Genomic DNA, 25,787 nt, shown 5'->3' with positions numbered 1-25,787 from the left:
GAGGACGCATTCTACGGCATGGCATCCGCCGCCACGCTTGCCTGCTCCAGCATGGAAGCGTCTTCGCCGAAGGCGCGGGTGGCGCGGGCGGCCGCCTCGAGCAGCGGACGTTTCATCCGCTGGAGAAATGCCGCGTCGACGCGCGTGCTGGGGCCGGCCAACGTCAGGGCGCCGAGCAAGACGCGCCCCGGCCCGAACACCGGCGCCGACACGCCCGCCGTCTCGGGGTCGCGGTCGCCGACGGCGAGACAGTTGCAGGTCTTGCGGATGGTCTCGTAGGGCTCGCCCGGCTGGCCGGAAAACGCCGCAAGCACGCGCCCGCCCGAGCCGACCAGCAAAGGCAACACGTCGCCTTCGCGTATCGTGTAGCGGATCGGGTGCTTGGATTCGACGCGGTAGAGACAGGTGCGCACGTCGCCCGAGCGGACATAGAAGGCAACGCTCTCCCAGCTTCGCTCGGAAAGGTCGCGCATGATCGGCAACAGGATATCGACCGCCACGACCGAACGCTGATAGAGCGCACCGAGCCGGAAGGTGGCGGGTCCGACGCGGTAACGCCCATCGTCGAGGCGCTCGAGCAATCGTCCGCGCAAAAGGGAATGCGCAAGCCGCAGGATCGTGCTCTTGTAGAGGCCGGTGCGCGCGGCGATTTCGGCCAGGCTAAGCGACCGGTCGGCCGTGGTGAAGGCGTCGAGGATGGCAATCGCCCGATCAAGTGCTGCAACACCTTCGGCCGACGCGCGCCGAATTTCTGCATCAGCTGAATTGCTTGGTGAGTCCATTGCGGTTCCCAGTTCGGAGAGGCCGAGTGCGGCCACTGTGTCGCGCTGCTGTTGCGTTCTGTCTAGCAGAATATCGTTCCCGTTGACAGAACTCGGTAACATCTGCTTGAACTTGATAACGGGTCTGGATTCAGGCGCGTTTTGGCAGGCACCGGAGGAGGTGTCGTGATCTGGAGGAATCCCATGCTGAACAGACGCAGATTTTTGATGAGCACCGCCGCCGCAGGCGCCGCCGGCCTGGTGGCGTCGCATCTCTCTTCGGCTTTCGCCGAAGGCGCACCCCAGATCCAGCTCTTCGTGCCGGCCGCACCCGGCGGCGGCTGGGATCAGACGGCTCGCACCATGGATCAGGTGCTGCGCAGTGAAAAGCTCATCTCCGGGTCGCAGATCACCAATGTCGGCGGCGCTGGTGGCACCGTGGGGCTGCCGCAGTTCATCAGCCAGTGGAACGGCAAGGGCAATTCGCTGATGGTTGCCGGCATGGTCATGGTTGGCGCCATCATCGCCAACAAGGCTGCCAACAATTTGACGCAAGTGACGCCGATCGCCCGCCTCACCGGCGAGTTCGAGGCGCTGGTTGTGCCGGCGGACTCGCCGTTCAAGACGGCCGCCGATTTCGTCGCCGCGCTCAAGGCCGATTCGACAAAGGTTCCTGTCGCCGGCGGATCGGCAGGCGGTTCAGACCACATCCTGTTCGGGCTGATCGCCAAGACCGTCGGCGTGCCGGCGACAAACCTGTCCTACGTCCCGTTCGCTGGCGGCGGCGAGGCTTTGTCGGCGCTGCTCGGCAACCAGGTCGCTGCCGGCATCTCCGGCTTCGGCGAGTTCTCCGAACAGGTCAAGGCCGGGGCGCTGCGGCTGCTTGCCATCTCGGCCGACAAGCATCAGGACGGCATCGACGCGCCGACGCTGAAGGAAGCCGGCATCGATGTCGAGATGTTCAACTGGCGCGGCGTCTTCGCACCGCCCGGCGTTTCCGATGCCGACAAGACGGCGATGATCACGCTGGTCGAGGCCATGGCCAAGAGCGATACCTGGGCGACTGAGTGCACGAACCGCAACTGGACGCCGATCCTGCTCACCGGCGACGACTATGCGAAATTCGTCACCGAGGATACGGCCCGCATCGCGGCGATCCTCAAGGATCTCGGGCTTGCCTGATCTTCCCTAAAGGGGCGGCGCACGCCGCCCCTTCTCGCATGGAATGCAGAACCGGCATGAAACTACGGCGAGGACTGGCCGTGCGGTGTCGGGCATCTTGGCCAGCTATCTTGGGCCAGCTATCCTGGGGAGGACAATCATGAGCAGCAGCGACCAGCAGGCGGCGCCGCCGCGCCTTGCAGTGCCGGAATTGTTGATCGGTATCGGGCTTCTGGCCTGTGCCGGTGCAGTGGCCTGGCAGACGCTGGCGATCCCGGTGTCGCCGCTCTATTCCAAGGTCGGGCCGACAGTTTTTCCTTACCTCACCATGGTCGGACTGGTGGTGCTTTCGCTGTTGCTCATCCTGGCGGCGCTTCGAGGTGGCTGGCAGCCTGAAGAGGAAAAGGAAACGCCGACCGACTGGAAGGCGATGGGTTTCGTCGTCATCGGCCTGATCGCCAATCTGCTGCTCATCCAGCCTCTCGGCTTCACGGCGGCCTCCGTCATCATGTTCGTTCTCGTCTGCTATGGCTTCGGCAGCAAGCGCACGCTGCGCGATGCGGTGCTCGGTCTGATCCTGGCGCTGGCCGCCTATTTCGGCTTCGCCAGGGCGCTCGGCGTCAACATCGGTGCCGGCGTCATCGAGAACCAGCTGAATACGGTCATCGACGCGTTCATCACCATGTTGAGGGGCTGACGCCATGGAAACGCTCGGACATCTCGCGCACGGCTTCTCGGTCGCCTTCACCCCGGTCAATCTTCTGTGGTGCCTGCTCGGCACCACGCTCGGCACCGCCATTGGCGTGCTGCCCGGTCTCGGGCCGGCACTGACCATTGCCCTGCTGTTGCCGATCACCTATCAGGTGGCGCCGGAAGCATCCTTCATCCTGTTCGCGGGCATCTACTACGGCGCCATGTATGGCGGCTCGACGACGTCGATCCTGCTCAACACGCCCGGCGAGAGCGCCACCATCGTCACCGCGCTGGAAGGCAACAGGATGGCTCGGTCCGGCCGTGGCGGCGCGGCACTCGCCACCTCGGCGATCGGCTCGTTTGTCGCCGGCACCATCGGCACGATGGGCGTCGCCTTCCTGGCGCCGGTGGTGGTCAAATTCGCGCTGGCCTTCGGCCCGGCCGAATATTTCTCGCTGATGGTGCTGGCCTTCATCACCGTTTCGGCGGTGCTCGGCTCGTCTTCCGTGCGCGGCCTGACCAGCCTGTTCGCCGGCTTCGCTATCGGCATGATCGGCGTCGACCTGCAGACCGGCCAGCCGCGCTTCATATTCGGCATGACCGAACTGCTTGACGGCGTCGACGTCATCATTGTCGCCGTTGGCCTGTTCGCCGTCGGCGAGACGCTCTACATGGCTTCGCGCCGTTATGCCGGCAGGGATGAGATCGTGCCGCTGAAGGGTTCGCTCTACATGACGGCGGCGGAATGGGGACGTTCGTGGAAACCCTGGCTACGCGGGGCCGCGATTGGTTTTCCGATCGGCGCCATGCCGGCCGGCGGCGCCGAAATCCCGACCTTCCTGTCCTACGCCGTCGAGAAGAAGCTGTCGAAGCACAAGGGCGAGTTCGGTACGGTCGGCGCGATCGAGGGCGTCGCCGGCCCCGAGGCCGCCAACAATGCGTCCGCCGCCGGCGTGCTGGTGCCGATGCTGACGCTCGGCCTGCCGACCTCGGCGACGGCGGCGATCATGCTGTCGGCGTTCCAGAGCTACGGCATCAATCCTGGGCCGCTGCTTTTGACGACGCAGGGCGACCTCGTCTGGGGGCTGATCGCCAGCCTGTTCATCGCCAACGTCATCCTCGTCATCCTCAACCTGCCGCTGATCGGGCTGTGGGTGAGGCTGCTGAAAATACCGGCGCCGCAGCTCTATGCCGGCATCCTGGTGTTCGCGACGGTCGGCACCTATGGCATTTCGCAATCGCCCATCGATCTCGTCATCCTCTATTTGCTAGGGGCGGCCGGCTTCCTGATGCGGCGTTTCGATTTCCCGACAGCGCCCGTCATCATCGGCATGATCCTGGGACCGCTCGCCGAAACCCAGTTTCGCCGGGCGATAACCATCTCGAATGGCGACTGGTCGGTGTTTTACACCCACAAGCTGTCGCTGACGCTGCTGACGCTGGCCTTCATCGGCCTCGCCGGGCCGCATATTTGGGCCTTCATCGAGCACCGGCGTCGGCGCGGACCGGAGCATGTGCCCGGCGATGCCTGATCGATTTGAGCTGTCATGAGCGAATTGCTTTCCGGTATCCGCGTCCTCGATCTGACCAACGTCCTGGCCGGCCCCTATTGCGCCTATCAACTGGCGCTGCTCGGGGCCGACGTAATCAAGGTCGAAGCGCCGCAAGGCGGCGACCTGGCGCGCCAGCTCGGCGGCTCGCCAAGGCTCAACAGCGCCGGCATGGGCGCCTCGTTCCTGGCACAGAACGCCGGCAAACGATCGGTGGTGCTCGACCTCAAGCAGCCGGCCGATCGCGAGCGCTTCCTTGATCTGGTCGCCGGCGCCGATGCCTTGGTGGAGAATTTCCGCCCGGGCGTGATGGATCGGCTCGGCCTTGGCTACGAGGCGCTGAAGGCGGTCCGTCCCAGCCTGATCTATTGCGCGATATCGGGCTTCGGCCAGACCGGGCCGATGCGCGACAGCCCCGCCTATGACCAGATCATCCAGGGCCTGTCGGGGATCATGAGCATCACCGGCACGCCGGAAACGGCGCCGCTGCGGGTTGGCTATCCCGTCGCCGACACGCTCGGCGGACTGGTCGGCGCGTTCGCCATTGCCTCGGCGCTGGTGCGGCAGAAGACGAGCGGCGAGGGCGCCTTTCTCGACGTCTCGATGCTCGAATGCACGCTTTCCGCACTTGGCTGGCCGGTTTCCAACTATCTGACGGCGGGTGTCGATCCACAACCGATGGGCAATGAGAACATGACCGCGGCACCCTCCGGCGCGTTTCGCACCGGTGACGGGCTGCTCAACATCGCCGCCAACAAGCAGGAACAGTTCGTGACGCTGTGCCGGCTGATCGGCCGGCCGGACCTGGTCGGGGACGCCCGCTTTGCCGAGCGCGAGACGCGCAAACGCAACCGTGCGGCGCTTAAAGTCGAGATCGAGGACGCCCTGGCAGGTGCCCCGGCGGCAGACTGGGAAGAGATGCTCAACCGTGCAGGCGTGCCCGCCGGCAGGGTGCTGACGATCCCGCAAGTGCTGGCCGAGCCGCAAGTGCTCGAACGCCAGGTGACCACGAATTTTGATGATGTGGCTGGCATGGACGAGCCGCTGACGGTTCTGCGCGGCGGCTTCATGATCGATGGCGTTGCACCCCTGCCGACGAAGCCGCCGCCGGCGCTCGGCGAGCATATGGGAGAGGTGTTCGCGGACCTGCCACCCCGCGCCAAGGCAAAGGCACGGGCATGAGCGGCACGGAGAAGAAGACTGGCCGTGAGCGCGGCGAGGAATGGTGGCAGACCGATATTGTCGAGATGCGGCCGGGTGTCATCCGGCTGCGCGGCTACGAGATCCAGGATCTGATCGGCCGCGTCAGCTTTCCGGCAATGATCTGGCTGATGCTACGCGGCGAACTGCCCAGCGAGGATCAGGCCGCGCTGCTCGGCATTGCGCTCGGTGCCGCCGTCGACCACGGACCGCAGGCGCCGTCGATCGCCATCGCGCGCATGGCGGCAACCTGCGGCGTCGGCATCAACAGCGCCATGGCCTCGGCCATCAACGTTCTCGGCGATGTGCACGGCGGTGCCGGCGAACAGGCGCTTTCCTTCTACGGTGACATTGCCGTGGCGATCGATGCCGGGATGACGCTGAATGAAGCGGTCTCGGCACCGCTCGACCGGTTCTTCGCCGAGGAGAAAGGCTATGTGCCGGGGCTCGGACACCGCTTCCATCCCGTCGATCCGCGCGCGCCGCGGCTGCTGGAAGTGACCCGCGAATTTGCCGCACGCGGTGTCGTCAACGGACGTTTCGCCGACATCGCCGAGGCGATCGAGGCAGAAGTCGCGCGGCGCAAGGGGAAAAAGATACCGCTCAACATCGATGGCGCCACCGCCGTCATCTATGGCGAACTCGGCTTTCCACCGCCGCTGACGCGCGGGCTTTTCGTGCTGTCGCGTTCGGTCGGCATCCTGGCGCATGCCTGGGAGCAGTCGCAGCAAACCGAGCGAAACAAGGGGCCGCTGCCGCGCGAGTGGTTGTGGGCCTATACCGGCACGCCGGTGCGGCCGTTTCCAGAAGAAGATGACACAGACGAGTGAGGCTTTATGCCTGATCGACCGGATCGGGAAGTTTCAGCGTTTTTACCAGCGTCGAAAGGTCGGGCTCATCGATGAGCATGGCCGCGTCGGCCGGCGCCAACCAGGCCCGCTGGCGTCGTTTGGCTTCCTGCCAGTCGGCCAGTTCCTCCGTTACCTCGATCAGATAAACGATGACGTCGACGCGGACAAAGCGGTTGGCCAGCCGCTTCCAGTAAGAATAGGTGCCCGCCGGCTGCTTCAGTGTCTTGCCGAGCACGCCGGCTTCTTCCTGTGCCTCGATGGTGGCCGCCTTGCGTCCGTTCTTGCCCTTCATCGGCCATCCCTTGGGAACGATGAAGCGCCTGGTGGTTCGCGACGTGACCAGCATCACCTCGATATCGCCACGCGCGTTCAGCCGAAAGGGAATAGCCGCCACCTGGCGGATACTCTCGCCCTTCTTTGCCTTGCGTACGGCCTTTTTCTTGGTGGCTGCCATTCGTCATTCCAGTCGATGCAATGCCGCATAGCGCGACAGGGCATCGTTGCAAAACCAAAACTTTCGCGTGTGCCGAAAGACACCACGAACACATAAGTCGGCTAAATAAATGAAAAACGCCTGGATGTCAGCGGCAATTGCTCACGGCGGTGGTGCCGATTATCTGCGTCTGGCAGCTTGGCTTGAGTTGCTGCACGACCGGTGGTGGTTGCCGAACGACCTGACGGTCCTGGGCACGATACTGCTGCTGTTGCTGCTGATATTGCTGTCGCTGTACCCTGTTTTGCAGGATTTGCAGGTCGTTCTGCCGGATCAGCGCGTTGTTGCCGGTGGCGGAATTGAGGGCTTGCGCGGAAGCGGGCAGGCAAACGCCCACCAGCAGCATTGCCGTGGCCAGCATTGCCGATGTGAAAATCGTCGATGGTCGAAACGCTGACATCCGCTCATTCCCGCGTGATGAAATCCTGCCCTTAATATAGGGGCGTCTGTCCGGCTGTGCCATGTCCAGGCGTCGATCGAAACGAAATCGGCTTGTCGACCGCCGAATGACCCTTGGCGGCGGCTTAGAATCTGCCTGGCAACTCCGCATTGCACTTGACGGAAGCCGTCGTTTCGCCGCTCTATCGGATCGGCGCCGGCCTTGAGCTGAATGGCGTCAATGGCGTCGGCATGTCCGTCAGATATGATGGCGCCTTCGGCGAAACGGTTAAACAGAACGCGATCAGCGCGTCTCTCAAGGCCGAGGCGGAGCCGGGCGGGAGGGATCTTGATGAGGAAGTACGCGTATCTCGTGGCGATGCTGGGTGTTGCCTGCGCCATCGGTGTGCCAGCCGTGGCAGCGCAGACCAAGGGCGACAAGGTGGCGGCGCCGCCCGCTGCCGATGCGCCGCAGCTGCCTGGTGGCGCGTCGGCACTGTCCGAAACCCATGGCGATTGGACGGTCAATTGCCAGATATCAGGCGCGACCAAGACCTGCAGTCTGTCGCATCAGCAATTCAACAAGCAAACCAACCAGCGCCTGCTGGCGATCGAGCTGTCGAGCAAGACCGGCGAGGACGCCACGGGAACGCTTGCACTGCCGTTCGGGCTGGCGTTGGCCAAGGGGGTCAGTCTGTCCATCGACGACCAGAAGCTGGACGGCAACCTGGCATTCAACACCTGCCAGGTCGTCGGATGTCTGGTGCCGGTGGCGCTCGATGCGACCGTCACGCCGCTGCTGAAGTCAGGCACCACTCTGAAGATCGACGCCTTCGCGGCCGACACCGGACAGGCGGTGAGCTTTTCCATTCCGCTCAACGGCTTCGCCGGCGCGCTTGCCCGAACCGCTGAGCTTTTGACCAATTGACCGCAGAGGTCATGTAGAGCTGCAGGATCTGAAGCGCGTCGCCTGAAGCCGTTTCGCGGCAGGGGCGGTGCGTCACCGCAGCTGATGTAGCAGCATGACGTCTTTGCGTCGGCTCAAACGACGATTGTTTTCAGCCGTTCGGCGATCAGGGCGGCGAGCCGCGCCGCCACCTCGTCCTTGCTCATCTCGGGCCATTCCTCGACGCCGGCCTTCGACACGATCCGCACCCGATTGCGATCGCCGCCCATCACGCCCGACGGACCGACGCCGCTGGTCTGCGACACGTCGTTGGCAACGATGAAATCGGCGCCCTTTTTCCGGAGCTTGGCCTCGGCGTTGCGCAAGAGATCCTGTGTCTCTGCGGCGAAGCCGATCACGAGCCCGGGTCGCTGGCTGTGATGGCCAATCCCGGCGAGAATGTCGGGGTTCTCGACCATGCGCAGCACCGGCGGCCCTTCGCCCGCGACCTTCTTGATTTTCTCACCGGCTGAATTCTCCGTGCGCCAGTCGGCAACAGCGGCGACGAACACCGCCGCGTCGGCGGGCAGAAGCTGTTCCACCGCGTCGCGCATCTCTTGCGCCCGTTCGACATGGATGGTTTTCACGCCGGTGGGATCGGCAATACCGACCGGGCCGGAGACGAGACGCACATCGGCGCCGAGCCTGGCCAGAGCTGCCGCGATGGCGTGGCCCTGCTTGCCGGACGAACGGTTGGCAATGTAGCGCACCGGGTCGATCGGCTCGTGCGTCGGGCCGGAGGTGACGATGATCTTGCGCCCCGACAGCGGCTTGGGGCTGACATCGAGCAGGGCCTCGATGGCGGCGACGATCTCCAGCGGCTCGGCCATGCGGCCTTCGCCCGCTTCATTGCTTTCGGCCATCTCGCCCTTGGCCGGGCCGACGAAGGCAACGCCGTCCTTCTGCAGCGTTACGCGGTTGCGGCGGGTGGCCGGATGCGCCCACATCCTGGGGTTCATGGCCGGTGCCATCAACACCGGCTTGTCGGTGGCGATGAGCACGGTGGAGGCCAGATCGTTGGCGTGGCCATTGGCAAGCTTGGCCATCAGGTCGGCGGTGGCTGGCGCCACCACCAGCAGGTCGGCCTCGCGCGACAGCCTGATGTGGCCGACATCGTGCTCGTCATTGCGGTCGAACAATTCGGTGAAGACATGGTCGGCGGAAAGCGCGCCGACCGACAGCGTGGTGACGAATTCCTGTGCGGCCGATGTCATCACCACCCGAACCGCAGCACCGCGCTCGCGTAGCCGGCGGATCAGATCGAGCGCCTTATAGGCGGCGATTCCACCACCGATGATGAGCAGGATGCGCTTGCCGGAGAGGCCGCGCGGCAGCCTCTTGTCTGCCGGCGCGTTAGCCGGGGTCGCCGCGCCGTGCACGCTGGTCAACTCGCGCAGCGTTCTTTCGATCTGGTCGATGCGACCCATGGGGCCGATCTGCCCTTCGACAGCGGCCCGGATCATGACCCGCGCCTGCTCTTCCATGGAGCGGTCGTTTTCCGCCGCCAATCGGCGCAGCAACTCCTTGACCTCGTCGTCCAGGTTGCGGATCGTGATGCTGGCCATGTGATTGCACTTCGTTGGGGCTATTGATGGCAATGATAGCAATGCAATCAAACCGCCGCAAGTTTGCGGAATCGAACCATCAGCGACTGGCCGTTAGATGATCTTCCAGGCGATATAGACCAGCGTCAGCGCGATCACCCACAGCGCCAGGCGGCCGGAGCGGCTGTAACGCGCCTCGGCTTTGCCGATGGCGTGAGCGGTTGTCTCATCGAAGCGTAGGCCATGCTCGGCCATCAGGTCGATCTCGCGCGACAGCCGATCGGTGCGCGCCGCAAGCTCGGGCGCCTGGCGGGCCAGCGTCAGTAGCGCCTTGGCGCCATCGCGCGCATCGAGCATCATGCTACGCGGTCCGAGGTTGCCGGCGATCCAGCCGCTTACCACCGGTTCGGCCGTCTTCCACATGTTGAAAGCCGGGTCGAGCGTGCGGGCGACGCCCTCGACCACAACCATGGTCTTCTGCAGCAGGATCAGTTCCGGCCGGGTCGCCATGTCGAAGAGTTCGGTTACCTCGAACAGCAACGTCAAAAGCTTGGCCATCGAGATGGTCTCGGCCGGCTGGCCGTGAATCGGCTCGCCGATCGCCCGGATCGCTTGGGCGAAGGCCGCGACATTGTGCTGGCGCGGCACATAGCCGGCCTCGAAATGCACCTCGGCGACGCGCAGATAGTCGCGCGTGATGAAGCCGTAGAGGATTTCGGCGAGGAAGCGACGCTCTTTCTTGCCGAGACGTCCGGCAATGCCGAGATCGACGGCGACGATGGTGCCGTTTGCCTCGACGAACAGGTTTCCCGGATGCATGTCGGCGTGGAAGAATCCGTCGCGTAGCGTATGGCGCAGAAACGACTGGATCAGGTTGGCGGCGATGGTTTTCAGATCATGATCGGCAGCGGCAAGGCCGGCAATGTCGTTCATCTTGACGCCGTCGACCCATTCCATGGTCAGCACGTCGCGGCCGGTGCGCTCCCAGTCGACGGATGGCACGCGAAAGCCGGGATCATCCTTGGTGTTTTCACCCAATTCCGAGAGAGCGGCCGCTTCGAGGCGGAGATCCATCTCGATCTTGGTGGTCTGCGCCAGCGTTTCGGTCACCTCGACCGGCCGCAGCCGGCGTGACGAGGGGATGTATTTCTCCTGCAGGCGGGCGGCGAGGAAATAGCTTTCGAGATCATGGAAGAAGCGGCGGCGCACGCCCGGCCGGATCACCTTGACCGCCACCTTAGTGGCAACGCCGTCGTGGAGGGTGTCGGCGGCATGGACCTGGGCGATGGAGGCGGCTGCGACCGGGTCGCCGAATTGCGCGTAGAGATCGCCGACCTTGCGCCCGAGCGAAGTCTCGATAGCCGCTATCGCCTCGGCCTTCGGAAAGGTGTGCATCTTGTCCTGCAACATGGCGAGATCAAGCGCCATGTCGTTGCCGACGACGTCGGGCCGTGTCGCCAGGAACTGGCCGAGCTTGACGTAGGAGGGACCGAGCCGGACGACCGCCTTGGCCAGCCGGTCGCTGCGCTCATAAGCAAGCGCGCGGCGGCGGGTGAACAGCCGCGCCAGCCGCCAGCCGAACTTCGGCAGGCCGGACAGTTCCTCGCCGGGTAAGGCGGCAACGACGCCCTCGCGCACCAGCACCCAGCCGGCCCGCATGAGCCGAAATCCAGCGCTGACGGTGCTCATGGCCGCGCCCGTCCTGCCGGCTCTTCGAACCGGCATAGCGCATGTCGAATGTGAGAAATGCCCCCCGGCCTCAAAGCTTCCAGCCCGAATGAAGCGCGGCAATACCGCCGGAATAGTTGCGGAAGGAAACGCGATCAAAGCCGGCGCGGGAAATCATCGTCGCGAAATTCTGCTGGTTGGGGAACCTGGCGATCGATTCGACCAGATAGGAATAGGGCTCGCCGTCGCCGGTGACCATCTTGCCGATCTTCGGAATGGCATTGAACGACCAGGCTTCGTAGGCCTTGTCGAGCAGCGGCATCTCGACTTCGGAAAATTCCAGGCACAGGAAGCGCCCGCCCGGCTTCAGCACGCGGAACGCTTCGCTGAGCGCGACGTCGATGCGCGGCACGTTGCGGATGCCGAAAGCGATGGTGTAGGCGTCGAATGCGGCGTCAGGGAAGGGCAGTTCCTCGGCATTGGCCTCGACGAAATCGGTGTTGCCGGACAGGCCTTTCTTTTCGGCCCGGTCGCGGCCGACGGAGAGCATCGAGCCATTGATGTCGAGCACGGTGGCATGGGCATTGCCATGACTGGCATCGACGATGCGGAAGGCGATGTCGCCGGTGCCTCCGGCAACGTCGAGGACGCGCCAGCCGATCCTTTTTGGAGGATTGAGCCAGGTGACCATGGCGTCCTTCCACAGCCGGTGCAGGCCGGCCGACATCAGATCGTTCATCAGGTCGTAGCGGTTGGCGACCTTGTGGAAAACATCGTTGACCAGGGACTGCTTGTCGCCAGCCCCTACACGCTTGAAACCATAGGAGGTTTCCATGCCGCCCGCGGCCGTGGTTCTCTCAACTGACATTTTTTTGATCCGTCATAAAACCGGCGGGACCATAGCCGATCGATGGTGCGGGCGCTATTGTTTAAGGCGCGGTGTTCAGCCGCGCTTCCAGGTGGCGGGTTTTCGAGACCTGGACTGACCGACGGGATGTTTGAATGCCTTTGAAAGCGGAACTGCACTGCCACATCGAAGGGGCAGCGTCGCCAGAACTCGTCATCCGCCAGGCGCAGAAATACGGCAAGGACACCTCGCCCTATATCCAGAACGGTTCATTCGTCTGGCACGATTTCACGTCCTTCCTCGCCGCTTACGACTTTTCCTCCGATCTGTTTCGGACCGAGGAGGACTATGCGCGGCTGGCCGATCATTATCTGACCAGCCTTGCCCGCGACGGGGCGATTTATTCCGAGGTGTTCACCTCGCCGGACCATGCCAGGAAGGCCGGGCTGTCGCCTAAGGCCTATACCGACGCGCTTGGCGAAGGCATGGCCCGCGCCAAGGCCAAGACCGGCATCGAGGGCCGCATGATCGTTACCGGCGTGCGCAATGTCGGCGTCGAGTCGATCGAGCAGGCGGCGCGTTTCGCGGCGCGTTGCGGGCACCCGCTGGTCACCGGTTTCGGCGTCGCCGGCGATGAGCGCATCGGCGAGATGGAGGATTATGTCAGGGCTTTCGAGATCGCCCGCGAGGCCGGGCTCGGCATCACTATCCATGCCGGCGAACTGACAGGCTGGGAGACCGTCCAGGCGGCGCTCGACCATATCCGCCCGTCGCGCATCGGCCATGGCGTGCGTGCCATCGAAAATCCGGACCTTGTCCGGCGCATCGCCGACGAGGGCGTCGTGCTGGAATGCTGCCCCGGCTCCAACATCGCGCTCAAGGTGTTCGACAGTTTTGCCGACCATCCGTTTCCGTCCCTGCAGGCGGCCGGCTGCAAGGTGACGCTCAATTCCGATGATCCGCCGTATTTCTGGACCTCGCTGAAGCGCGAATACGACATTGCCGCCGAGCATTTCTCGATGAACGAAAAGGCGCTGGCCGCCGTTACCCGTACAGCCATCGAAGCCGCTTTCGTCGACAAAAAGACCAAGACAGCACTTCTTGCCCGGCTCGATGCGAAGAGGTGAATGGTGAATGGTGAATGGTGAATGGTGGGAGGCCCTGTCTGCCTGTCAAGCGTCACCTTTCCGCATCTCGCAAAAGACTCGCAAACCCATTCACTATTCACTATTCACCATTCACCACTTTCCATCGCGGCTCGGAGCACATTATGCAGGGCGTCACCGTCATCGACCATCCGCTTGTCCAGCACAAGCTGACCATCATGCGCAAGAAGGAAACCTCGACGGCGGGCTTCCGCCGGCTGCTGCGCGAAATATCGCTGCTGCTTGGCTATGAGGTCACTCGCAACCTCGAACTGACGACCACGACGATCGAGACGCCGATGGAAACCATGGAAGCGCCGACGCTGGAGGGAAAGAAGCTGGTCTTCGCCTCGGTGCTGCGCGCCGGCAACGGCTTGCTGGAAGGCCTGCTCGACCTGGTGCCGGCGGCCCGCGTCGCCCATGTCGGTCTCTATCGCGACCACGAAACGCTGGAAGCGGTCGAGTATTTCTTCAAGGCACCGAGCGATCTCGGCGACCGGCTGGTCATCGTCGTCGACCCGATGCTGGCGACCGCCAATTCGGCGATCGCGGCGATCGACAAGCTGAAAGAGCGCGGTGCCACCAACATCCGCTTCCTTTGCCTACTGGCGGCGCCCGAAGGCATCGAGCGCTTCACAAAGGCGCATCCGGACGTTCCCGTCTTCACCGCTTCAATCGACCGCCAGCTCAACGAGAAGGGCTACATCATGCCCGGCCTCGGCGATGCCGGTGATCGCATGTACGGGACCAAATAATACCAGCCAAAGTTGCCTGGTACGATTTACCAAATATTTACGCAAAGGCGGGGTTTTGGCGCGTGTTAAAGCGGCAAACACCATCCGGGCTTAAGGATCGGCTCACTACAGCGCCGCGCGACCATTCGGACGCGCAAATGACGCTGTAGCACTTTGATTTTGCGCATGACCCTTTCCGAAAATCGATCCCGATTTTCGGGGTCATGCGGCGAGGCCGGTCCATGCTGCGCAAACTTCTTATCCTCGGCGTTTTCGCCGGCACGTCGGCATCGATACCGATCGTGTATCAGGCAAATCCGCAATTCGTCGAAAACCTGCTGAAATCGACGGTGCCGGGCAAACAGGCGGCCGGAGCCCAACCGAACGTCAACCTGGCATCGGTCCCCGACAAGCCGGTGGCGCCGTTGCCGATGGGCCGCAAGGTGGTCGTTGCGGCAGACGAGCGTGGACACTTCTCGTCGGCCTTCAAGCTGAACGGACGTCAGATCGACGGCCTGATCGACACCGGCGCCACGTTGGTCGCCATCAACACCTCGACAGCACGCAGGATCGGCCTGTCGTTGAACGCTTCCGATTTCAACCACGAAGTCAGCACCGCCAACGGCACCATCAAGGCGGCCGTGGCAATGATCGACCGCCTGCAGATCGGAAACATCACGGTCAACGATGTCCAGACCATCGTGCTCGACGACAGGGCGCTGCGCACCAATCTGATCGGCATGAGCTTCCTCAACCGGCTCAGCAAATACCAGGCCGAGAATGGCGCGCTGCTGCTCGTCCAGTAAAGTCCTATTTGTTTTCCGCAATTCCCAAGGGAAAGCGCTATGCGCTTTTCCCGGGAAAACCGTTACACACTTTTCCTGGAATTGCTCAGCCGCGCGGCAGAATCCGCCGGATGACCGACTTGTCGGCCGCCGGCTTCGAAGCGCCGACCGTATAGGCCGAAAGCACGGCGGCGGCGGCGGCCTCGGCATCGGCCAACGAGCGGGCATGGACCAATGCCAGCGGCTCGCCGAGCCTGACCTCCGCACCGATAGGCAACAGCCTGGTGATGCCGACCGCAGGGTCGATCTTGTCGTCCGGCCGCGTGCGTCCACCTCCCAGGCTGACCACGGCGAGCCCGATGTCGCGGGTGGCTATGCCGGTGACGAAGCCGTTTGCGGTCGCCTTGACGGCAAATTCGGTCGCAGCCGCTGGCAGATATTTTTCCGGCTTCTCGATGAAATCGGCGGGACCGCCAAGCGCGGCCACCATGCGTGCGAAGGTGGCGGCGGCGCGGCCGCTGGCGAGCGTCTCGGTGGCGCGCCGCATGCCATCCTGGTTGGACGACACCAGCCCCGCCGACTGCAGCATTTCGGCGGCCAGCGCCAGCGTCACGTCCTCCAGCCGATGGTCGCGAAACCGACCAGTGAGGAAATCGACAGCATTGCGCACCTCGACGGCGTTGCCGGCGGCCGACGCCAGCGGCTCGTTCATGCCGGTGATCAACGCCGAGGCGTTCAGCCCGGCACCATTGGCGATTTCGACCAGGCTGTTGGCCAGTGCGGTCGCGTCGCGCGACTTCTCCATGAAGGCGCCGTTGCCGACCTTGACGTCGAGCACCAGCGATTGCAGCCCGGCCGCCAGCTTCTTCGACAGGATCGAAGCGGTGATCAGCGGCACCGATTCGACCGTGCCGGTGACATCGCGGATCGCATAGAGCCGTCGATCGGCGGGCGCGAGGTCGGCGGTCTGGCCGATGATGGCGCAGCCGGTTTCAAGCACCGCCTTGCGAAACAGCGCGATATCGGGCTGGCTGACATAGCCGGGGATGGCATCCATCTTGTCCAGCGTGCCGCCGGTGTGGCCAAGGCCACGGCCTGATATCATCGGCACATAAGCGCCGCAGGCGGCGACGATCGGCGCCAGCATGAGCGAGACATTGTCGCCGACGCCGCCGGTCGAATGCTTGTCGGTGACCGGGCCGGGCAGGTCCGACCAGTCGAGCACGTCGCCGGAATCGCGCATGGCGAGCGTCAGCGCCACCGCCTCGTCGCGGCTCATGCCGTTGAAGAACACCGCCATGGCGAGGGCACCGACCTGACCGTCCGAAACGGCCCCTGACGTCACGCCCTCGACGAAGCCGGCGATCTCCTGCTCCGACAGCCTCAGGCCATCGCGCTTGCGGCGGATGATTTCCTGCGGAAGCATCAGCTCTCCAGCAGTCCGTCGCGGAACACGCGTTGCAGGATCGTTGCCAGCCGCGCGCCGCCAACCGGTGCCATGTCCTTGGTCTCCTGGTGCGAGAGCTCGGCCCCAGTCATGCCGGCAGCCAAATTGGTGATGACCGAACAGGCGGCGACGCGCAATCCAAGGAAACGGGCGAGAATGACCTCGGGTACGGTCGACATGCCGACCGCGTTGGCGCCCATGATGCGCGCCATGCGGATTTCGGCCGGCGTCTCGAAGCATGGCCCCGAGAACCACATGTAGACGCCCTTGTGCAGTGTGGTGCCGGTCGCTTTCGCCGCCCGTTCGATGGCCTTGCGGATGCCGGCATCATAGGCTTCGGTGAGACCGACGAAGCGGCGGTCGCTGGGTTCGCCGATCAGCGGATTGCTGCCCGAGAAATTGATGTGGTCCGATATCAGCATCACCGAACCCGGCGGCATGTCCGGATCGACCGAGCCGGCGGCATTGGTGAGGATCAGTTTCGTGATGCCGATGCCGGCAAGCACTTCCAGCACCGGGCGCATCGCCGCAGCAACGCCGTGCTCATAGTAGTGGGCGCGGCCGGACAGCATCAGCACCGGCACGCCGGCAAACAGCCCCGCCACCACTTCGCCGGCATGGCCGGTGACGCCGCTTCTGGGAAAGCCCGGCAGCTCGGCATAGGAGATGCGGATCGAATCCTCGATCTGGTCGACCAGCCCGCCCAGGCCCGAACCCAGCACCAGCGCCGTCAACGGCGCCAGGCCGTCCAGCCTTTCGATGAGATGATCCAGCGCCTTTTCCGTCATTTGAGCCAGCTCTTCATTTCAGCCAATTCTTCATTTGAGCCACGTCTTCATTTCAAGATGTCGCCGCGGAAGCCATAGGGCAGCATGTCGCCCATGGTAACGGTCTCGGCCACGCCGGCATTGTCACAGAGATAAAGCTTGGTTTCCGGCCGGCAGAATTCCGCCAGCCGCTGCCGGCAGCCGCCGCAAGGCGAGCATTTCGCCATGCGCTCGGCAAGAACGGCGATTTCCACGATCTTACCGCCACCGCCCATGATGTAGTGGCCGAGCGCTGTGGTCTCGGCGCACCAGCCTTCCGGGTAGGAGGCGACCTCGATGTTGGCACCGGTAAAGACGCGCCCATCCTCGGTGCGCAAGGCGGCGCCCACCGGAAACTTCGAATAGGGCGCATAGGCCTTGGCCATGGCAGCCTTGGCGGCCTCGAACAGGTCATGCGACATTCAGGTGTTCTCTCCGATGATCGTGTCCAAAACCCGGCACAAAGCCGCCCGGCTCAGCGTTCCTTGACGTAGGGCACGCCGCCGGCGCGCGGTGGAATGGCCTTGCCGATGAAGCCGGCGAGCAGGATGACGGTGAGGATGTAGGGCAGCGCCTGCATGAACTGCACCGGCACCTTGCCGATGATGGGCAGCGGCGAGCCTTGCAGGCGGATCGACAGCGCGTCGAGGAAGCCGAACAGCAGGCAGGCAAACATGGCGTTGACCGGCTTCCACTTGGCGAAGATCAGGGCTGCCAGCGCGATGTAGCCCTTGCCGGCGGTCATGTCCTTCACGAAGCCGCCATTTTGCACCATCGACAGATAGGCGCCGGCGATGCCGGTGAGGATGCCGGTGCAGATCAACGCTCGGTAGCGAAGCCAGGCGACGGAGATGCCGGCGGTATCGACGGCGGCCGGGTTCTCGCCGACGGCGCGCAGGCGCAGGCCGAAGCGGGTGCGAAACAGCACCCACCAGGTGAACGGCACCATCAGGAAAGCGAGATAGACCAGGATCGAGTGGCCCGACAGCAGCTCGGCATAGATCGGTCCAATGATCGGCACATTGTGGATGGCATCGGCGCCGGCCCAAATGATGGCCTCGAAGCGTTCGCCCGGTTGCAGCGCCGGCGTGCGCCCGCCTTGCTGGAACCAGGCCTGGCCGAGGATGATGGTCGAGCCGGCAGCGATGAAATTGATCGCCACGCCGGAGACGATCTGGTTGCCGCGATGGGTGATCGAGGCAAAGCCGTGGATCATGGCAAAGGCGACCGAGATCAGGATGGCCATGCCGAGGCCGAGAAAGGCCGAATGGAACACGGAAGCCGCCGCCGCGCCGGCGAAGGCACCGACCAGCATCTTGCCTTCGAGACCGATGTCGAAGATGCCGGCGCGTTCCGAATAGAGGCCGGCGAGGCATGCCAGCAGCAGCGGCACCGAGAGGCGGATGGTCGAGTCCAGTGTCTGGACGATTGCGTTGAACACATCCATCTCAGGCACCCTTACTCTTGACCGCTTCCATGCCGACCGACCTCGGATTGAACGAGGCGAACAGCGCCTGGATGTAAGGCCTGAACATGTGCTCGAGTGCGCCGGCAAACAGGATGACCAACCCTTGAATGATGACGATCATGTCGCGGCTGATCGCCGGCATCTCGAAGGCAAGCTCGGCGCCGCCCTGGTAAAGCATGCCGAACAGGATCGCCGCCAGCACGATGCCGATAGGGTGCAGGCGGCCCATCAGCGCCACGGCGATGCCGACGAAACCGGCGCCGGAAACGAAATCGATCGCGACGTTGTGCTGGTCGCCCATTACCGGGTTGAGTGCCATCATGCCGGCGAGCGCGCCCGAGATCATCATGGCGGTGATGATGATGCGGGTTTCCGAAATGCCGGCATAGCGTGCCGCCTTCGGGCTGTGACCGTAGGTGCGCATCTCGTAGCCGAGCTTGGTGCGCCAGATCAGCAGCCAGACGAGGAAGGCCATGACCAGCGCCAGCAGGAAGGAAATGTTCAGCGGTGCCGAACGGATCTTGGCGCCGAACAGTTCGATGATCCAGTTGAGCTTAGGCAATTCCGCGCCGGCGAGGAAGTTGCGCGTCTGCGGCGCTTGCGACGCTGCCGGCTTCAAGGGGCCGACCAGCAAGTAAACCATGATCGAGGCGGCGATGAAGTTGAACATGATGGTGGTGATGACGATGTGCGAGCCGCGCTTGGCCTGCAGATAGGCGGGGATGAGTCCCCACAACGCGCCCACGACCGCCGAAGCGACGATGGCCAGCGGAAATGTCAGCCACCATGGCAGCACGCTGTCAAAGGACAGACAGACAATGGCGATGCCGAGTCCAGCGATGTAGGCCTGGCCCTCGGTGCCGATGTTGAACAGGCCGCAATGCGCGGCAACCGCCACGGACAGGCCGGTGAAGATGAAAGTCGTGGCGTAGAATAGGGTGAAGGCAATGCCAGTCCCCTTGCCGAAGGCGCCCTCGACCAGGATGACGGCGGCGCGGAACGGGTTTTCGCCGACCAGAACCACGACGAAGCCGGCGACGACGAAGGCAACGAACAGATTGATCACCGGGATCAGGCCGTAGTCGGCCCAGGCCGGCAGCTTGGCGTAGGGCGTGCTCATTCCGCTGCCTCCTGATGCTCGACGCCGGCCATCAGCAGGCCGAGTTCGCCCTCGGTTGCCTCCGGGCCGCGCTCGCCGACGATGCGGCCGGCAAACATCACCAGGATGCGGTCGGAGAGTGAGCGGATCTCGTCCAGTTCGACCGACACCACCAGCACCGCCTTGCCCTGGTCGCGCATGGCGATCAGGCGCTTGTGGATGAATTCGATGGCGCCGACATCGACGCCGCGCGTCGGCTGGCCGACGATCAGCACGCCGGGGTCCTGTTCCATTTCGCGCGCCAGCACGATCTTCTGCTGGTTGCCGCCGGAGAAATTGGCGGTTTTCAACCGGCAATCGGCCGGCCGGATATCGTATTTGGCGATCTTGTCCTTGGCATCGTTACGGATGGCATCGATGTTGAGGAACGGCCCCTTCAAATAGCGGGGATCGTCGTGATAGCCGAGGATCGAATTCTCGTTCTCCTCGAAGGCCAGCACCAGCCCGACATGATGGCGGTCCTCCGGCACGTGTGCCAGGCCGCGGTCGCGAAGCTCGCCGGGGTCGGCGGCACCGGTCAGGTCGATCGGCTTGCCGTCGAGCATGACCGAGCCGGAGACGGCACGCCTGATGCCGGAAATCGCCTCGAGCAGTTCGGATTGTCCGTTGCCGGCGACGCCGGCGATGCCGACGATCTCGCCGGCCCTGATATCGAACGAGATGTCGTCGACCATGGTGACACCGCGTGTGTCCTTGACCGTCAGGTTCTTGACCGCGAGCTTGACAGCGCCGGCTTCCGCCTCGCCCTTTTCGACCCTCAAGAGCACGCGCCGTCCGACCATCAGCTCGGCCAGCTCCTCGACGGTGGTCTTGGCGGTCTCGCGCGTCGCCACCATCGTGCCCTGGCGCATGACCGACACCGTGTCGGTGATGGCCATGATCTCGCGCAGTTTGTGGGTGATCAGCACCACCGTCTTGCCCTGGTCCTTCAACTGCCTGAGGATGCGGAACAGATGGTCGGCCTCTGCCGGCGTCAACACGCCCGTCGGTTCGTCGAGGATCAGAATCTCGGCGCCGCGATAGAGCGCCTTGAGGATCTCGACACGCTGCTGCAGGCCGACCGGCAGTTCCTCGACGATCGCATCGGGATCGACTTCCAGCCCGTATTCGCGCTCCAGCCGCTCCAGTTCGGAGCGCGCCTTGGCGATGCTGCGCTTCAGCAACGCATCGCTTTCGGCGCCAAGAATGATGTTTTCAAGCACCGAGAAATTGTCGACCAGCATGAAATGCTGATGCACCATACCGATGCCGAGCGCGATCGCGTCATTGGGGGTCTTGATCGAGGCCGGCTGGCCGCCGACGCGGATTTCGCCGCTGTCGGCCTGGTAGAAGCCATAGAGGATCGACATCAGCGTCGACTTGCCCGCGCCATTCTCGCCGACGATGCCGTGGATGGTGCCGCGCGCGATCTCCAGATTGATGTCGCGGTTGGCGCGCACGGCGCCAAAACTCTTGTCGATGCCAATCAGCTCGATTGCGGCTTGCGCCATGCAGCCTGTCCCACTCTTAATTTTTTTATCGCTTGGTCAAAACGCCTAGCATGACGCTCCGTCCATGCCAATTGGCCGGAGCAGGGTCACTCTCGACAAATCCCGGTGCGCTTGTCAATTTCCAACGTGGCCGGGGCCTTCACATTCGCTAATATGGGAAAGCCGACATTCGCATCGCTGCGCAACGTAGTGCGAGACATCGCGGTGAAAGACTGGGGATTTGAATGATCATGCCCGCCGACCGGCTGACGACGCTGGAGATCCGCGCCGCCGAACAAGAGAAGACCATCGAGGAACTGTCCGGCCAGATCGCCGAGCAGTGGAAGGTGATCGAGCGCATGCAGCGCAAGCTCGATGCGCTGACCGACCGCTTCCTGGCGCTGGAGGAGCAGGCAGGAGACGACGTGCCTGTAACCAAGCCGCCGCACTGGTGAGGAAAGGGGAGGGTGCACGCCATGGCCAGTGAAAGCGATCGCATCGCGCGGGCAGGCGACTATGTGCTCGGCCTGATGAACGACGCCGACCGCGAACGGGCCGAGCGCGACCTGGAGATCGATCCCGCCTTCCGCGACGCGGTCGTGCAGTTTGCCGAGCGCATGCATGTCTTCGACCGTGCCGAACCTGCGGGCGAAGAGCGCTGGAAGCAGATCACGCAGCGCATTGGAGACCTGCCGCAGATGCGCACCTCTGGCCTGAGCGATGCCAGGCCGCCAACAGTGATCCGAAGCCTGTCGCAGCGGCCGTACGGCATCGGCCTACACACGCTTGGCGGGCGGCGCGGATTTGTCGTCGCCTCCGGGCTGATCGTGGCCTTCGCGTTCGGCTATCTCTTCGCGAAGCTGCTATAGGCGAGGCTGGCGCGCCATCAGCGCCATTCTCTCGCCGTCCTGGCCAAAGATCTCAACCGTGTCCCAACCGAGAGCGGCGTAGAAACCACGCGCATTCCACGTGTAGAGATAAAGCGTCTCGACGCCCTGTGACGCCGCATGCGCTTCCGTTGCCTTGACCAGCGCGGTAGCGATGCCTCGGCGTCGATGCCCGGCATCGACCACCAAGCCGGCCAGCCATGGCGTCAGATCATGCGCTGGCTCCAGTTCGTGGCGGACCAGCAGGCATGTCCCAACCGGCACGCCGTCGATCCGGGCCACGAATGCGGCCTCGAAGCCGTCACCGGCGAGCAAGCCGCGAAGCCCCGCAGCGTCTTCCTCGAGGGTCCTTCCGGTTCCCTCGAAAAAGGTGGCCAGGCGCAGTTGCGCGAGGGCTGCCACATCGCGCTCGTTCATGGGTTCGATTGTCGGCTGCATCTGCGTCCCGGAATGATGTTTCCTACGGAGCGACGAACGTTTTTCCGGTCTGGCAAAAGGCAAAAACCGCCAGGCTTGCCCCCGGCGGTTTGCAGATCATGGCTGTATATTTGTGCCGCTCAATAGGGGCAGGCGTTGTCGGCGGTGTAGTCGTGCACCTCGATCTTGCCGGAGATGATATCGGCCTTGGCCTTTTCGACGGCGGCCTTCATCTCATCGGTGACCAGCGCCTTGTTGTTGTCGTCCATGGCGTAGTCGACGCCGCCCTCCTTGAGGCCGAGATTTTGCAGGCCGCCCTTGAAGGTGCCATTCTTGCCGTCCATGAAGGCGTTGTAGACGGCAACGTCGACGCGCTTCATCATCGAGGTCAGCACCTTGCCGGGCTGCAGGCCGTTCTGATTGGAATCGACGCCGATGCCAAGCTTGCCGGCATCAGCCGCGGCCTGCAGCACGCCGACGCCGGTGCCGCCAGCCGCGGCATAGACCACGTCGGAGCCCTGGTCGATCTGCGTCTTGGCGATCTCGCCGCCCTTGGCCGGGTCGTTCCAGGCAGCCGGCGTGTCGCCGGTCATGTTCTGGATGACGTCCGTCGCGCCGGCCGACTTGGCGCCGCCGACATAGCCGCATTCGAACTTGCGGATCAGCGGAATGTCCATGCCGCCGATGAAGGAGACCTTCTTCGACTTCGATGCCATCGCCGCCAGGATGCCGACCAGATAGGAGCCTTCATTCTCCTTGAATACCAGCGAGCGGACATTGGGCAAATCGACGGCGTCGTCGATGATGGCGAAGTTGAGGTCAGGATACTCGGCCGCGACCTTCTTCAGCGCATCCTCCCAGGCGAAGCCGGCCATGACGATCGGGTTGCGGCCGTCCTCGGCAAAGCGGCGCAGAGCCTGCTCGCGCTGCGAGGCGTTGGACACCTCGAATTCGACGTAGGCCGTGCCGGTCTCTGTCTTGAACTTCTCGGCGCCATGATAGGCGGCCTCGTTGAAGGATTTGTCGAACTTGCCGCCGAGATCATAGAGGATGGCCGGCTGGACATCCGCGGCGAAAGCCGGAAGAACCATTGCGGTTGCGGCCAGGAGGCCGAGAACGATACGTTTCATGTGATCCACACCCTGTCGGTTATTTTTTCCGTTATGCACCGCATACCGGCCCGGTTCTCCGGCAGGCATGCGACATCAGCCAGGAGTGTATTCCCCTCCCGCTCGGCGGTAATCTGGCACGGCCCGAAACAAAATTCACGCGGAATTTTGACCTTTTGGAAAAGCATGGCGCGAGCAAGCGGTGCCGCAGCTCGATCCCTGCGCCAAAGGCTTCAGACGGAGGCAACAGCCGGAATGTCGCAAGCGACGCCGGTGCCTTTGAGGCTGCAAGTGCCGTAAGGGTTCTTCGCCAGATATTGCTGGTGATCGCCTTCGGCGAAGTAGAACTCTGGCACCGGCGCGACCTCGGTGGTGATCCTGCCGTGGCCGGCGCCGCGCAGCGTAGCCTCATAGGTATCGCGCGAGGCGCTCGCCGCCCGCAATTGCGCATCACCGTTCGTGTAGACCGCGGAGCGGTAGGGGGTGCCGACATCACTGCCCTGACGCATGCCTTGCGTCGGGTCGTGGCTTTCCCAGAACAGCTTCAAAAGCGCGGCATAGGAGACGATCCTGGGATCGTGGACGACCAGCACCACTTCGGCATGGCCGGTAAGCCCGGTGCAGGTTTCCTGGTAGGTCGGATTGGGCGTGAAGCCGCCGGCATAGCCGACCGCCGTGACCCAGACGCCTTCGATCTGCCAGAACAACCGCTCCGCGCCCCAGAAACAGCCCAGCCCGAACATCGCCATCTCCAGCCCCTCGGGATAGGGACCCTTGAGCGGCCTTTTCAAGACCTTGTGCCTTGGCGCGGTCGGGATCGCCCTGGCGCGGCCCGGCAACGCCTCGGACGGCTTCGGCAGATTGAGCTTCTTGTTCAGCATGTCGCTGAGAAAGAACATGCGCGGCTTTCCTCTCTGGGTAGAACGCGGAAAGGGATCAGTTCGCGGCGAACCGTCCCGTGCGCCGTTGCCGCCTGTAGCCGATCGCATAAAGCAGGAAGGCCAGCACCGCGAACACGGCGAAGCCCGGCTGGTTGAGCACCCAGGCGACGGCGCCGTCCCACAGCAACGGACTGGCGTTGGTTCGGATGAAGGTTTCGAAGGCTGCCCGCGTGTCCGGCGATACCGCCAGCCAACTGGCGTTGAGCGGGGTCAGCACCTGCGCCGAGGCCGCCACGGTGCGCGTCACGTCGAGCACCGCCATGATGACGGAAATCGATAGCGCGACCATTGCGGCAAGACGGAAGACGAAGCGAAACATCAGAGACCTTCCTCCGGATCAGTCCTCAAGCTCCTCCCGAGGGCCTTCCGGCACGTTTCGAAACGAGAGATAGAATGCGCATGCCTGGTTCGCAATCGCCATACGCGAATTTGAAGCCACGCCTTCTCCGGTCGGCCCTAAGCCACCGGCTTGCGTTTGCGCCGGTGGACACGCCAGACGGCTAAAATTCCGCCGGCGATGGCGCCGACCACCAGCCCGGCGAGGCCGATGAACACGGTGAAGTATCCGCAGGCGCCTTCGAAGCAGCCCATGTCGGTGGCATCGGCAATGATCGAGCCGGCGACGAAGCCGCCCACCGCGCCGATGACCGCACCGAGAATGATGCCGAGCAAGGCGGCGACGATCGAAACGAAGACTGGCGGTGCTTCGGTTGCCGGCTTGGTATAGACGGTCTCGGCTTCGGAACCGCGGCGCAGAAGATAAATGCAGAGAATTCCGATGGCGATCTCGGCGGCGGTGATGGCGAGCGCCCTGCCGGAGAGGTCGAAACCGGGCATCAACAGCATATAGGCCTGTCTCGCCAGCAGCCAGACTATGGTGGCGATCTGCCAGATGGTGAACTGGCGGGGGAAGCGCACCGAGCGGCCGAAGGCGAGGCCGAGCAGATAAAGCCCCCACAGAATGGTGATGATGTCGACCGCGAGCCCGCCATAGATCAGGGAGAAGATTTCGTCCGGCAGGCTGTAAACCCACACTAGCCGCCAGGCGGATATCAGGCCGTAGGCTGACCATGCCATGATCAAGGCGAGCCAACCCGGCGGCACGAAGGACAGGCCGCTGTCCGGCCGCCCGGCCGGCGATCCCGATTCCCCGCTGCTTGACGTCATGTCCGGCCCCCGCACAGCCTTTGGATCACTCGACAGATGGCCAGAGGCGAAGTCAAGCACGGCCAGCCTCGTGGCTAGGGCAATCGCTTCGGGTTAACGGGAGGTGCGTATGGGATGCGAATGTGATTCATGAGGGGCTTCGTGATTTGCGGAGCCCTCGA

Annotated in this window: 28 protein-coding genes; 11 read left to right on the top strand and 17 right to left on the bottom strand. The window is 63.7% G+C overall.

What is annotated here, in order from left to right:
* Positions 1 to 11: 11 nt before the first annotated feature.
* On the bottom strand, positions 12 to 782 hold the full coding sequence (locus NKI73_RS23250) for an IclR family transcriptional regulator (RefSeq protein WP_352633146.1): 771 nt from the start codon (positions 780 to 782) through the stop codon (positions 12 to 14).
* A gap of 183 nt (positions 783 to 965) precedes the next feature.
* Here NKI73_RS23250 and NKI73_RS23245 point away from each other — a divergent pair, with 183 nt between their 5' ends.
* The 5 genes from NKI73_RS23245 to NKI73_RS23225 all read left to right on the top strand — a co-directional run bounded on the left by NKI73_RS23245 (position 966) and on the right by NKI73_RS23225 (position 6,195).
* Positions 966 to 1,943 (top strand): Bug family tripartite tricarboxylate transporter substrate binding protein, encoded by a 978-nt coding sequence (locus tag NKI73_RS23245; RefSeq protein ID WP_352633145.1) that lies wholly within the window; start codon positions 966 to 968, stop codon positions 1,941 to 1,943.
* 139 nt (positions 1,944 to 2,082) lie between these two features.
* Positions 2,083 to 2,619, top strand: coding sequence for a tripartite tricarboxylate transporter TctB family protein (locus NKI73_RS23240; protein ID WP_352633144.1), 537 nt, complete (start codon positions 2,083 to 2,085; stop codon positions 2,617 to 2,619).
* Positions 2,620 to 2,623: 4 nt separating this feature from the next.
* Positions 2,624 to 4,147 carry a tripartite tricarboxylate transporter permease gene (locus tag NKI73_RS23235; protein ID WP_352633143.1) on the top strand — a complete coding sequence of 508 codons (1,524 nt, stop codon included), beginning with the start codon at positions 2,624 to 2,626 and terminating at the stop codon, positions 4,145 to 4,147.
* A 15-nt stretch (positions 4,148 to 4,162) separates the two neighbouring features.
* Entirely contained in the window at positions 4,163 to 5,347 is a 1,185-nt protein-coding gene (locus tag NKI73_RS23230; protein ID WP_352633142.1) for a CaiB/BaiF CoA transferase family protein, read from the top strand.
* Positions 5,344 to 6,195, top strand: coding sequence for a citryl-CoA lyase (locus tag NKI73_RS23225; protein WP_352633141.1), 852 nt, complete (start codon positions 5,344 to 5,346; stop codon positions 6,193 to 6,195). Before NKI73_RS23230 ends, NKI73_RS23225 begins: the two co-directional genes overlap by 4 nt.
* A 4-nt stretch (positions 6,196 to 6,199) precedes the next feature.
* On the opposite strand, the gene NKI73_RS23220 is transcribed toward NKI73_RS23225, so the two are convergent.
* A complete protein-coding gene (locus NKI73_RS23220) occupies positions 6,200 to 6,670 on the bottom strand; it encodes an NUDIX hydrolase (RefSeq protein ID WP_352633140.1) in 471 nt (156 codons plus the stop codon).
* Between the two features lie 127 nt (positions 6,671 to 6,797).
* On the bottom strand, positions 6,798 to 7,109 hold the full coding sequence (locus NKI73_RS23215) for a hypothetical protein (RefSeq protein WP_352633139.1): 312 nt from the start codon (positions 7,107 to 7,109) through the stop codon (positions 6,798 to 6,800).
* Between the two features lie 330 nt (positions 7,110 to 7,439).
* Between NKI73_RS23215 and NKI73_RS23210 the strand changes: the two genes are divergently transcribed.
* Positions 7,440 to 8,015 (top strand): invasion associated locus B family protein, encoded by a 576-nt coding sequence (locus NKI73_RS23210; RefSeq protein WP_352633138.1) that lies wholly within the window; start codon positions 7,440 to 7,442, stop codon positions 8,013 to 8,015.
* A gap of 113 nt (positions 8,016 to 8,128) precedes the next feature.
* Here NKI73_RS23210 and coaBC read toward each other — a convergent pair whose 3' ends face one another.
* The 3 genes from coaBC to ubiE all read right to left on the bottom strand — a co-directional run bounded on the left by coaBC (position 8,129) and on the right by ubiE (position 12,113).
* Positions 8,129 to 9,598 (bottom strand): bifunctional phosphopantothenoylcysteine decarboxylase/phosphopantothenate--cysteine ligase CoaBC, encoded by a 1,470-nt coding sequence (gene coaBC / locus NKI73_RS23205; protein ID WP_352633137.1) that lies wholly within the window; start codon positions 9,596 to 9,598, stop codon positions 8,129 to 8,131.
* A 93-nt stretch (positions 9,599 to 9,691) separates the two neighbouring features.
* Complete coding sequence (ubiB, locus tag NKI73_RS23200) at positions 9,692 to 11,266, bottom strand: 2-polyprenylphenol 6-hydroxylase (protein ID WP_352633136.1); 1,575 nt, start codon at positions 11,264 to 11,266, stop codon at positions 9,692 to 9,694.
* Positions 11,267 to 11,336: 70 nt separating this feature from the next.
* Entirely contained in the window at positions 11,337 to 12,113 is a 777-nt protein-coding gene (gene ubiE, locus NKI73_RS23195) for a bifunctional demethylmenaquinone methyltransferase/2-methoxy-6-polyprenyl-1,4-benzoquinol methylase UbiE (protein WP_352633135.1), read from the bottom strand.
* 134 nt (positions 12,114 to 12,247) lie between these two features.
* Between ubiE and NKI73_RS23190 the strand changes: the two genes are divergently transcribed.
* The 3 genes from NKI73_RS23190 to NKI73_RS23180 all read left to right on the top strand — a co-directional run bounded on the left by NKI73_RS23190 (position 12,248) and on the right by NKI73_RS23180 (position 14,777).
* Positions 12,248 to 13,219, top strand: coding sequence for an adenosine deaminase (locus NKI73_RS23190; RefSeq protein WP_352633134.1), 972 nt, complete (start codon positions 12,248 to 12,250; stop codon positions 13,217 to 13,219).
* 143 nt (positions 13,220 to 13,362) lie between these two features.
* Positions 13,363 to 13,992, top strand: a complete 630-nt coding sequence (gene upp / locus NKI73_RS23185; protein ID WP_352633133.1) for a uracil phosphoribosyltransferase — start codon at positions 13,363 to 13,365, stop codon at positions 13,990 to 13,992.
* Between the two features lie 221 nt (positions 13,993 to 14,213).
* The gene (locus NKI73_RS23180; RefSeq protein ID WP_352633132.1) at positions 14,214 to 14,777 is read left to right on the top strand and encodes a TIGR02281 family clan AA aspartic protease; all 564 of its coding nucleotides are present in this window, start codon (positions 14,214 to 14,216) and stop codon (positions 14,775 to 14,777) included.
* An 85-nt stretch (positions 14,778 to 14,862) separates the two neighbouring features.
* Here NKI73_RS23180 and deoA read toward each other — a convergent pair whose 3' ends face one another.
* The 6 genes from deoA to NKI73_RS23150 are packed head-to-tail and all read right to left on the bottom strand — an operon-like array spanning position 14,863 to position 21,126.
* Complete coding sequence (deoA, locus tag NKI73_RS23175; RefSeq protein WP_352633131.1) at positions 14,863 to 16,182, bottom strand: thymidine phosphorylase; 1,320 nt, start codon at positions 16,180 to 16,182, stop codon at positions 14,863 to 14,865.
* The gene (locus NKI73_RS23170; protein ID WP_352633130.1) at positions 16,182 to 16,991 is read right to left on the bottom strand and encodes a purine-nucleoside phosphorylase; all 810 of its coding nucleotides are present in this window, start codon (positions 16,989 to 16,991) and stop codon (positions 16,182 to 16,184) included. The genes deoA and NKI73_RS23170 overlap by 1 nt, the downstream gene beginning before the upstream one ends.
* 47 nt (positions 16,992 to 17,038) lie before the next feature.
* Positions 17,039 to 17,431 (bottom strand): cytidine deaminase, encoded by a 393-nt coding sequence (gene cdd, locus NKI73_RS23165; RefSeq protein WP_013529630.1) that lies wholly within the window; start codon positions 17,429 to 17,431, stop codon positions 17,039 to 17,041.
* A 53-nt stretch (positions 17,432 to 17,484) separates the two neighbouring features.
* A complete protein-coding gene (locus NKI73_RS23160) occupies positions 17,485 to 18,456 on the bottom strand; it encodes an ABC transporter permease (protein WP_352633129.1) in 972 nt (323 codons plus the stop codon).
* Between the two features lies 1 nt (position 18,457).
* Positions 18,458 to 19,597, bottom strand: a complete 1,140-nt coding sequence (locus NKI73_RS23155) for an ABC transporter permease (RefSeq protein WP_352633128.1) — start codon at positions 19,595 to 19,597, stop codon at positions 18,458 to 18,460.
* Positions 19,594 to 21,126, bottom strand: coding sequence for an ABC transporter ATP-binding protein (locus NKI73_RS23150; RefSeq protein ID WP_352633127.1), 1,533 nt, complete (start codon positions 21,124 to 21,126; stop codon positions 19,594 to 19,596). The genes NKI73_RS23155 and NKI73_RS23150 overlap by 4 nt, the downstream gene beginning before the upstream one ends.
* 224 nt (positions 21,127 to 21,350) lie before the next feature.
* On the opposite strand from NKI73_RS23150, the gene NKI73_RS23145 reads away from it, so the two are divergent.
* Together NKI73_RS23145 and NKI73_RS23140 are read left to right on the top strand one after the other, a co-directional pair.
* Entirely contained in the window at positions 21,351 to 21,560 is a 210-nt protein-coding gene (locus NKI73_RS23145; protein WP_056595051.1) for a SlyX family protein, read from the top strand.
* Positions 21,561 to 21,581: 21 nt separating this feature from the next.
* Positions 21,582 to 21,974 carry a hypothetical protein gene (locus NKI73_RS23140; RefSeq protein WP_352633126.1) on the top strand — a complete coding sequence of 131 codons (393 nt, stop codon included), beginning with the start codon at positions 21,582 to 21,584 and terminating at the stop codon, positions 21,972 to 21,974.
* On the opposite strand, the gene NKI73_RS23135 is transcribed toward NKI73_RS23140, so the two are convergent.
* The 5 genes from NKI73_RS23135 to NKI73_RS23115 form a co-directional block, all read right to left on the bottom strand.
* The gene (locus NKI73_RS23135; protein WP_352633125.1) at positions 21,969 to 22,409 is read right to left on the bottom strand and encodes a GNAT family N-acetyltransferase; all 441 of its coding nucleotides are present in this window, start codon (positions 22,407 to 22,409) and stop codon (positions 21,969 to 21,971) included. The two genes, NKI73_RS23140 and NKI73_RS23135, sit on opposite strands and share 6 nt — an antisense overlap.
* Positions 22,410 to 22,549: 140 nt before the next feature.
* Positions 22,550 to 23,539, bottom strand: a complete 990-nt coding sequence (locus NKI73_RS23130) for a BMP family lipoprotein (RefSeq protein ID WP_352633124.1) — start codon at positions 23,537 to 23,539, stop codon at positions 22,550 to 22,552.
* A gap of 212 nt (positions 23,540 to 23,751) precedes the next feature.
* Positions 23,752 to 24,417 (bottom strand): peptide-methionine (S)-S-oxide reductase MsrA, encoded by a 666-nt coding sequence (gene msrA, locus NKI73_RS23125; RefSeq protein ID WP_352633123.1) that lies wholly within the window; start codon positions 24,415 to 24,417, stop codon positions 23,752 to 23,754.
* A gap of 37 nt (positions 24,418 to 24,454) precedes the next feature.
* A complete protein-coding gene (locus NKI73_RS23120) occupies positions 24,455 to 24,778 on the bottom strand; it encodes a hypothetical protein (protein ID WP_352633122.1) in 324 nt (107 codons plus the stop codon).
* Between the two features lie 137 nt (positions 24,779 to 24,915).
* Positions 24,916 to 25,626 (bottom strand): hypothetical protein, encoded by a 711-nt coding sequence (locus NKI73_RS23115; protein WP_352633121.1) that lies wholly within the window; start codon positions 25,624 to 25,626, stop codon positions 24,916 to 24,918.
* Between the last annotated feature and the right edge of the window lie 161 nt (positions 25,627 to 25,787).

Source organism: Mesorhizobium sp. M0496 (assembly GCF_040321205.1).
In the GTDB taxonomy this organism is placed as follows: Bacteria; Pseudomonadota; Alphaproteobacteria; order Rhizobiales; family Rhizobiaceae; genus Mesorhizobium.
This window is presented reverse-complemented; position numbering and strand designations above follow the sequence as displayed.

Coding starts and splice junctions, on each gene's coding strand:
- NKI73_RS23250 (WP_352633146.1), bottom strand. CDS start 782: ATGGACTCACCAAGCAATTCAGCTGATGCAGAAATTCGGCGCGCGTCG.
- NKI73_RS23245 (WP_352633145.1), top strand. CDS start 966: ATGCTGAACAGACGCAGATTTTTGATGAGCACCGCCGCCGCAGGCGCC.
- NKI73_RS23240 (WP_352633144.1), top strand. CDS start 2,083: ATGAGCAGCAGCGACCAGCAGGCGGCGCCGCCGCGCCTTGCAGTGCCG.
- NKI73_RS23235 (WP_352633143.1), top strand. CDS start 2,624: ATGGAAACGCTCGGACATCTCGCGCACGGCTTCTCGGTCGCCTTCACC.
- NKI73_RS23230 (WP_352633142.1), top strand. CDS start 4,163: ATGAGCGAATTGCTTTCCGGTATCCGCGTCCTCGATCTGACCAACGTC.
- NKI73_RS23225 (WP_352633141.1), top strand. CDS start 5,344: ATGAGCGGCACGGAGAAGAAGACTGGCCGTGAGCGCGGCGAGGAATGG.
- NKI73_RS23220 (WP_352633140.1), bottom strand. CDS start 6,670: ATGGCAGCCACCAAGAAAAAGGCCGTACGCAAGGCAAAGAAGGGCGAG.
- NKI73_RS23215 (WP_352633139.1), bottom strand. CDS start 7,109: ATGTCAGCGTTTCGACCATCGACGATTTTCACATCGGCAATGCTGGCC.
- NKI73_RS23210 (WP_352633138.1), top strand. CDS start 7,440: ATGAGGAAGTACGCGTATCTCGTGGCGATGCTGGGTGTTGCCTGCGCC.
- coaBC (WP_352633137.1), bottom strand. CDS start 9,598: ATGGCCAGCATCACGATCCGCAACCTGGACGACGAGGTCAAGGAGTTG.
- ubiB (WP_352633136.1), bottom strand. CDS start 11,266: ATGAGCACCGTCAGCGCTGGATTTCGGCTCATGCGGGCCGGCTGGGTG.
- ubiE (WP_352633135.1), bottom strand. CDS start 12,113: ATGTCAGTTGAGAGAACCACGGCCGCGGGCGGCATGGAAACCTCCTAT.
- NKI73_RS23190 (WP_352633134.1), top strand. CDS start 12,248: ATGCCTTTGAAAGCGGAACTGCACTGCCACATCGAAGGGGCAGCGTCG.
- upp (WP_352633133.1), top strand. CDS start 13,363: ATGCAGGGCGTCACCGTCATCGACCATCCGCTTGTCCAGCACAAGCTG.
- NKI73_RS23180 (WP_352633132.1), top strand. CDS start 14,214: ATGCTGCGCAAACTTCTTATCCTCGGCGTTTTCGCCGGCACGTCGGCA.
- deoA (WP_352633131.1), bottom strand. CDS start 16,182: ATGCTTCCGCAGGAAATCATCCGCCGCAAGCGCGATGGCCTGAGGCTG.
- NKI73_RS23170 (WP_352633130.1), bottom strand. CDS start 16,991: ATGACGGAAAAGGCGCTGGATCATCTCATCGAAAGGCTGGACGGCCTG.
- cdd (WP_013529630.1), bottom strand. CDS start 17,431: ATGTCGCATGACCTGTTCGAGGCCGCCAAGGCTGCCATGGCCAAGGCC.
- NKI73_RS23160 (WP_352633129.1), bottom strand. CDS start 18,456: ATGGATGTGTTCAACGCAATCGTCCAGACACTGGACTCGACCATCCGC.
- NKI73_RS23155 (WP_352633128.1), bottom strand. CDS start 19,597: ATGAGCACGCCCTACGCCAAGCTGCCGGCCTGGGCCGACTACGGCCTG.
- NKI73_RS23150 (WP_352633127.1), bottom strand. CDS start 21,126: ATGGCGCAAGCCGCAATCGAGCTGATTGGCATCGACAAGAGTTTTGGC.
- NKI73_RS23145 (WP_056595051.1), top strand. CDS start 21,351: ATGATCATGCCCGCCGACCGGCTGACGACGCTGGAGATCCGCGCCGCC.
- NKI73_RS23140 (WP_352633126.1), top strand. CDS start 21,582: ATGGCCAGTGAAAGCGATCGCATCGCGCGGGCAGGCGACTATGTGCTC.
- NKI73_RS23135 (WP_352633125.1), bottom strand. CDS start 22,409: ATGAACGAGCGCGATGTGGCAGCCCTCGCGCAACTGCGCCTGGCCACC.
- NKI73_RS23130 (WP_352633124.1), bottom strand. CDS start 23,539: ATGAAACGTATCGTTCTCGGCCTCCTGGCCGCAACCGCAATGGTTCTT.
- msrA (WP_352633123.1), bottom strand. CDS start 24,417: ATGTTCTTTCTCAGCGACATGCTGAACAAGAAGCTCAATCTGCCGAAG.
- NKI73_RS23120 (WP_352633122.1), bottom strand. CDS start 24,778: ATGTTTCGCTTCGTCTTCCGTCTTGCCGCAATGGTCGCGCTATCGATT.
- NKI73_RS23115 (WP_352633121.1), bottom strand. CDS start 25,626: ATGACGTCAAGCAGCGGGGAATCGGGATCGCCGGCCGGGCGGCCGGAC.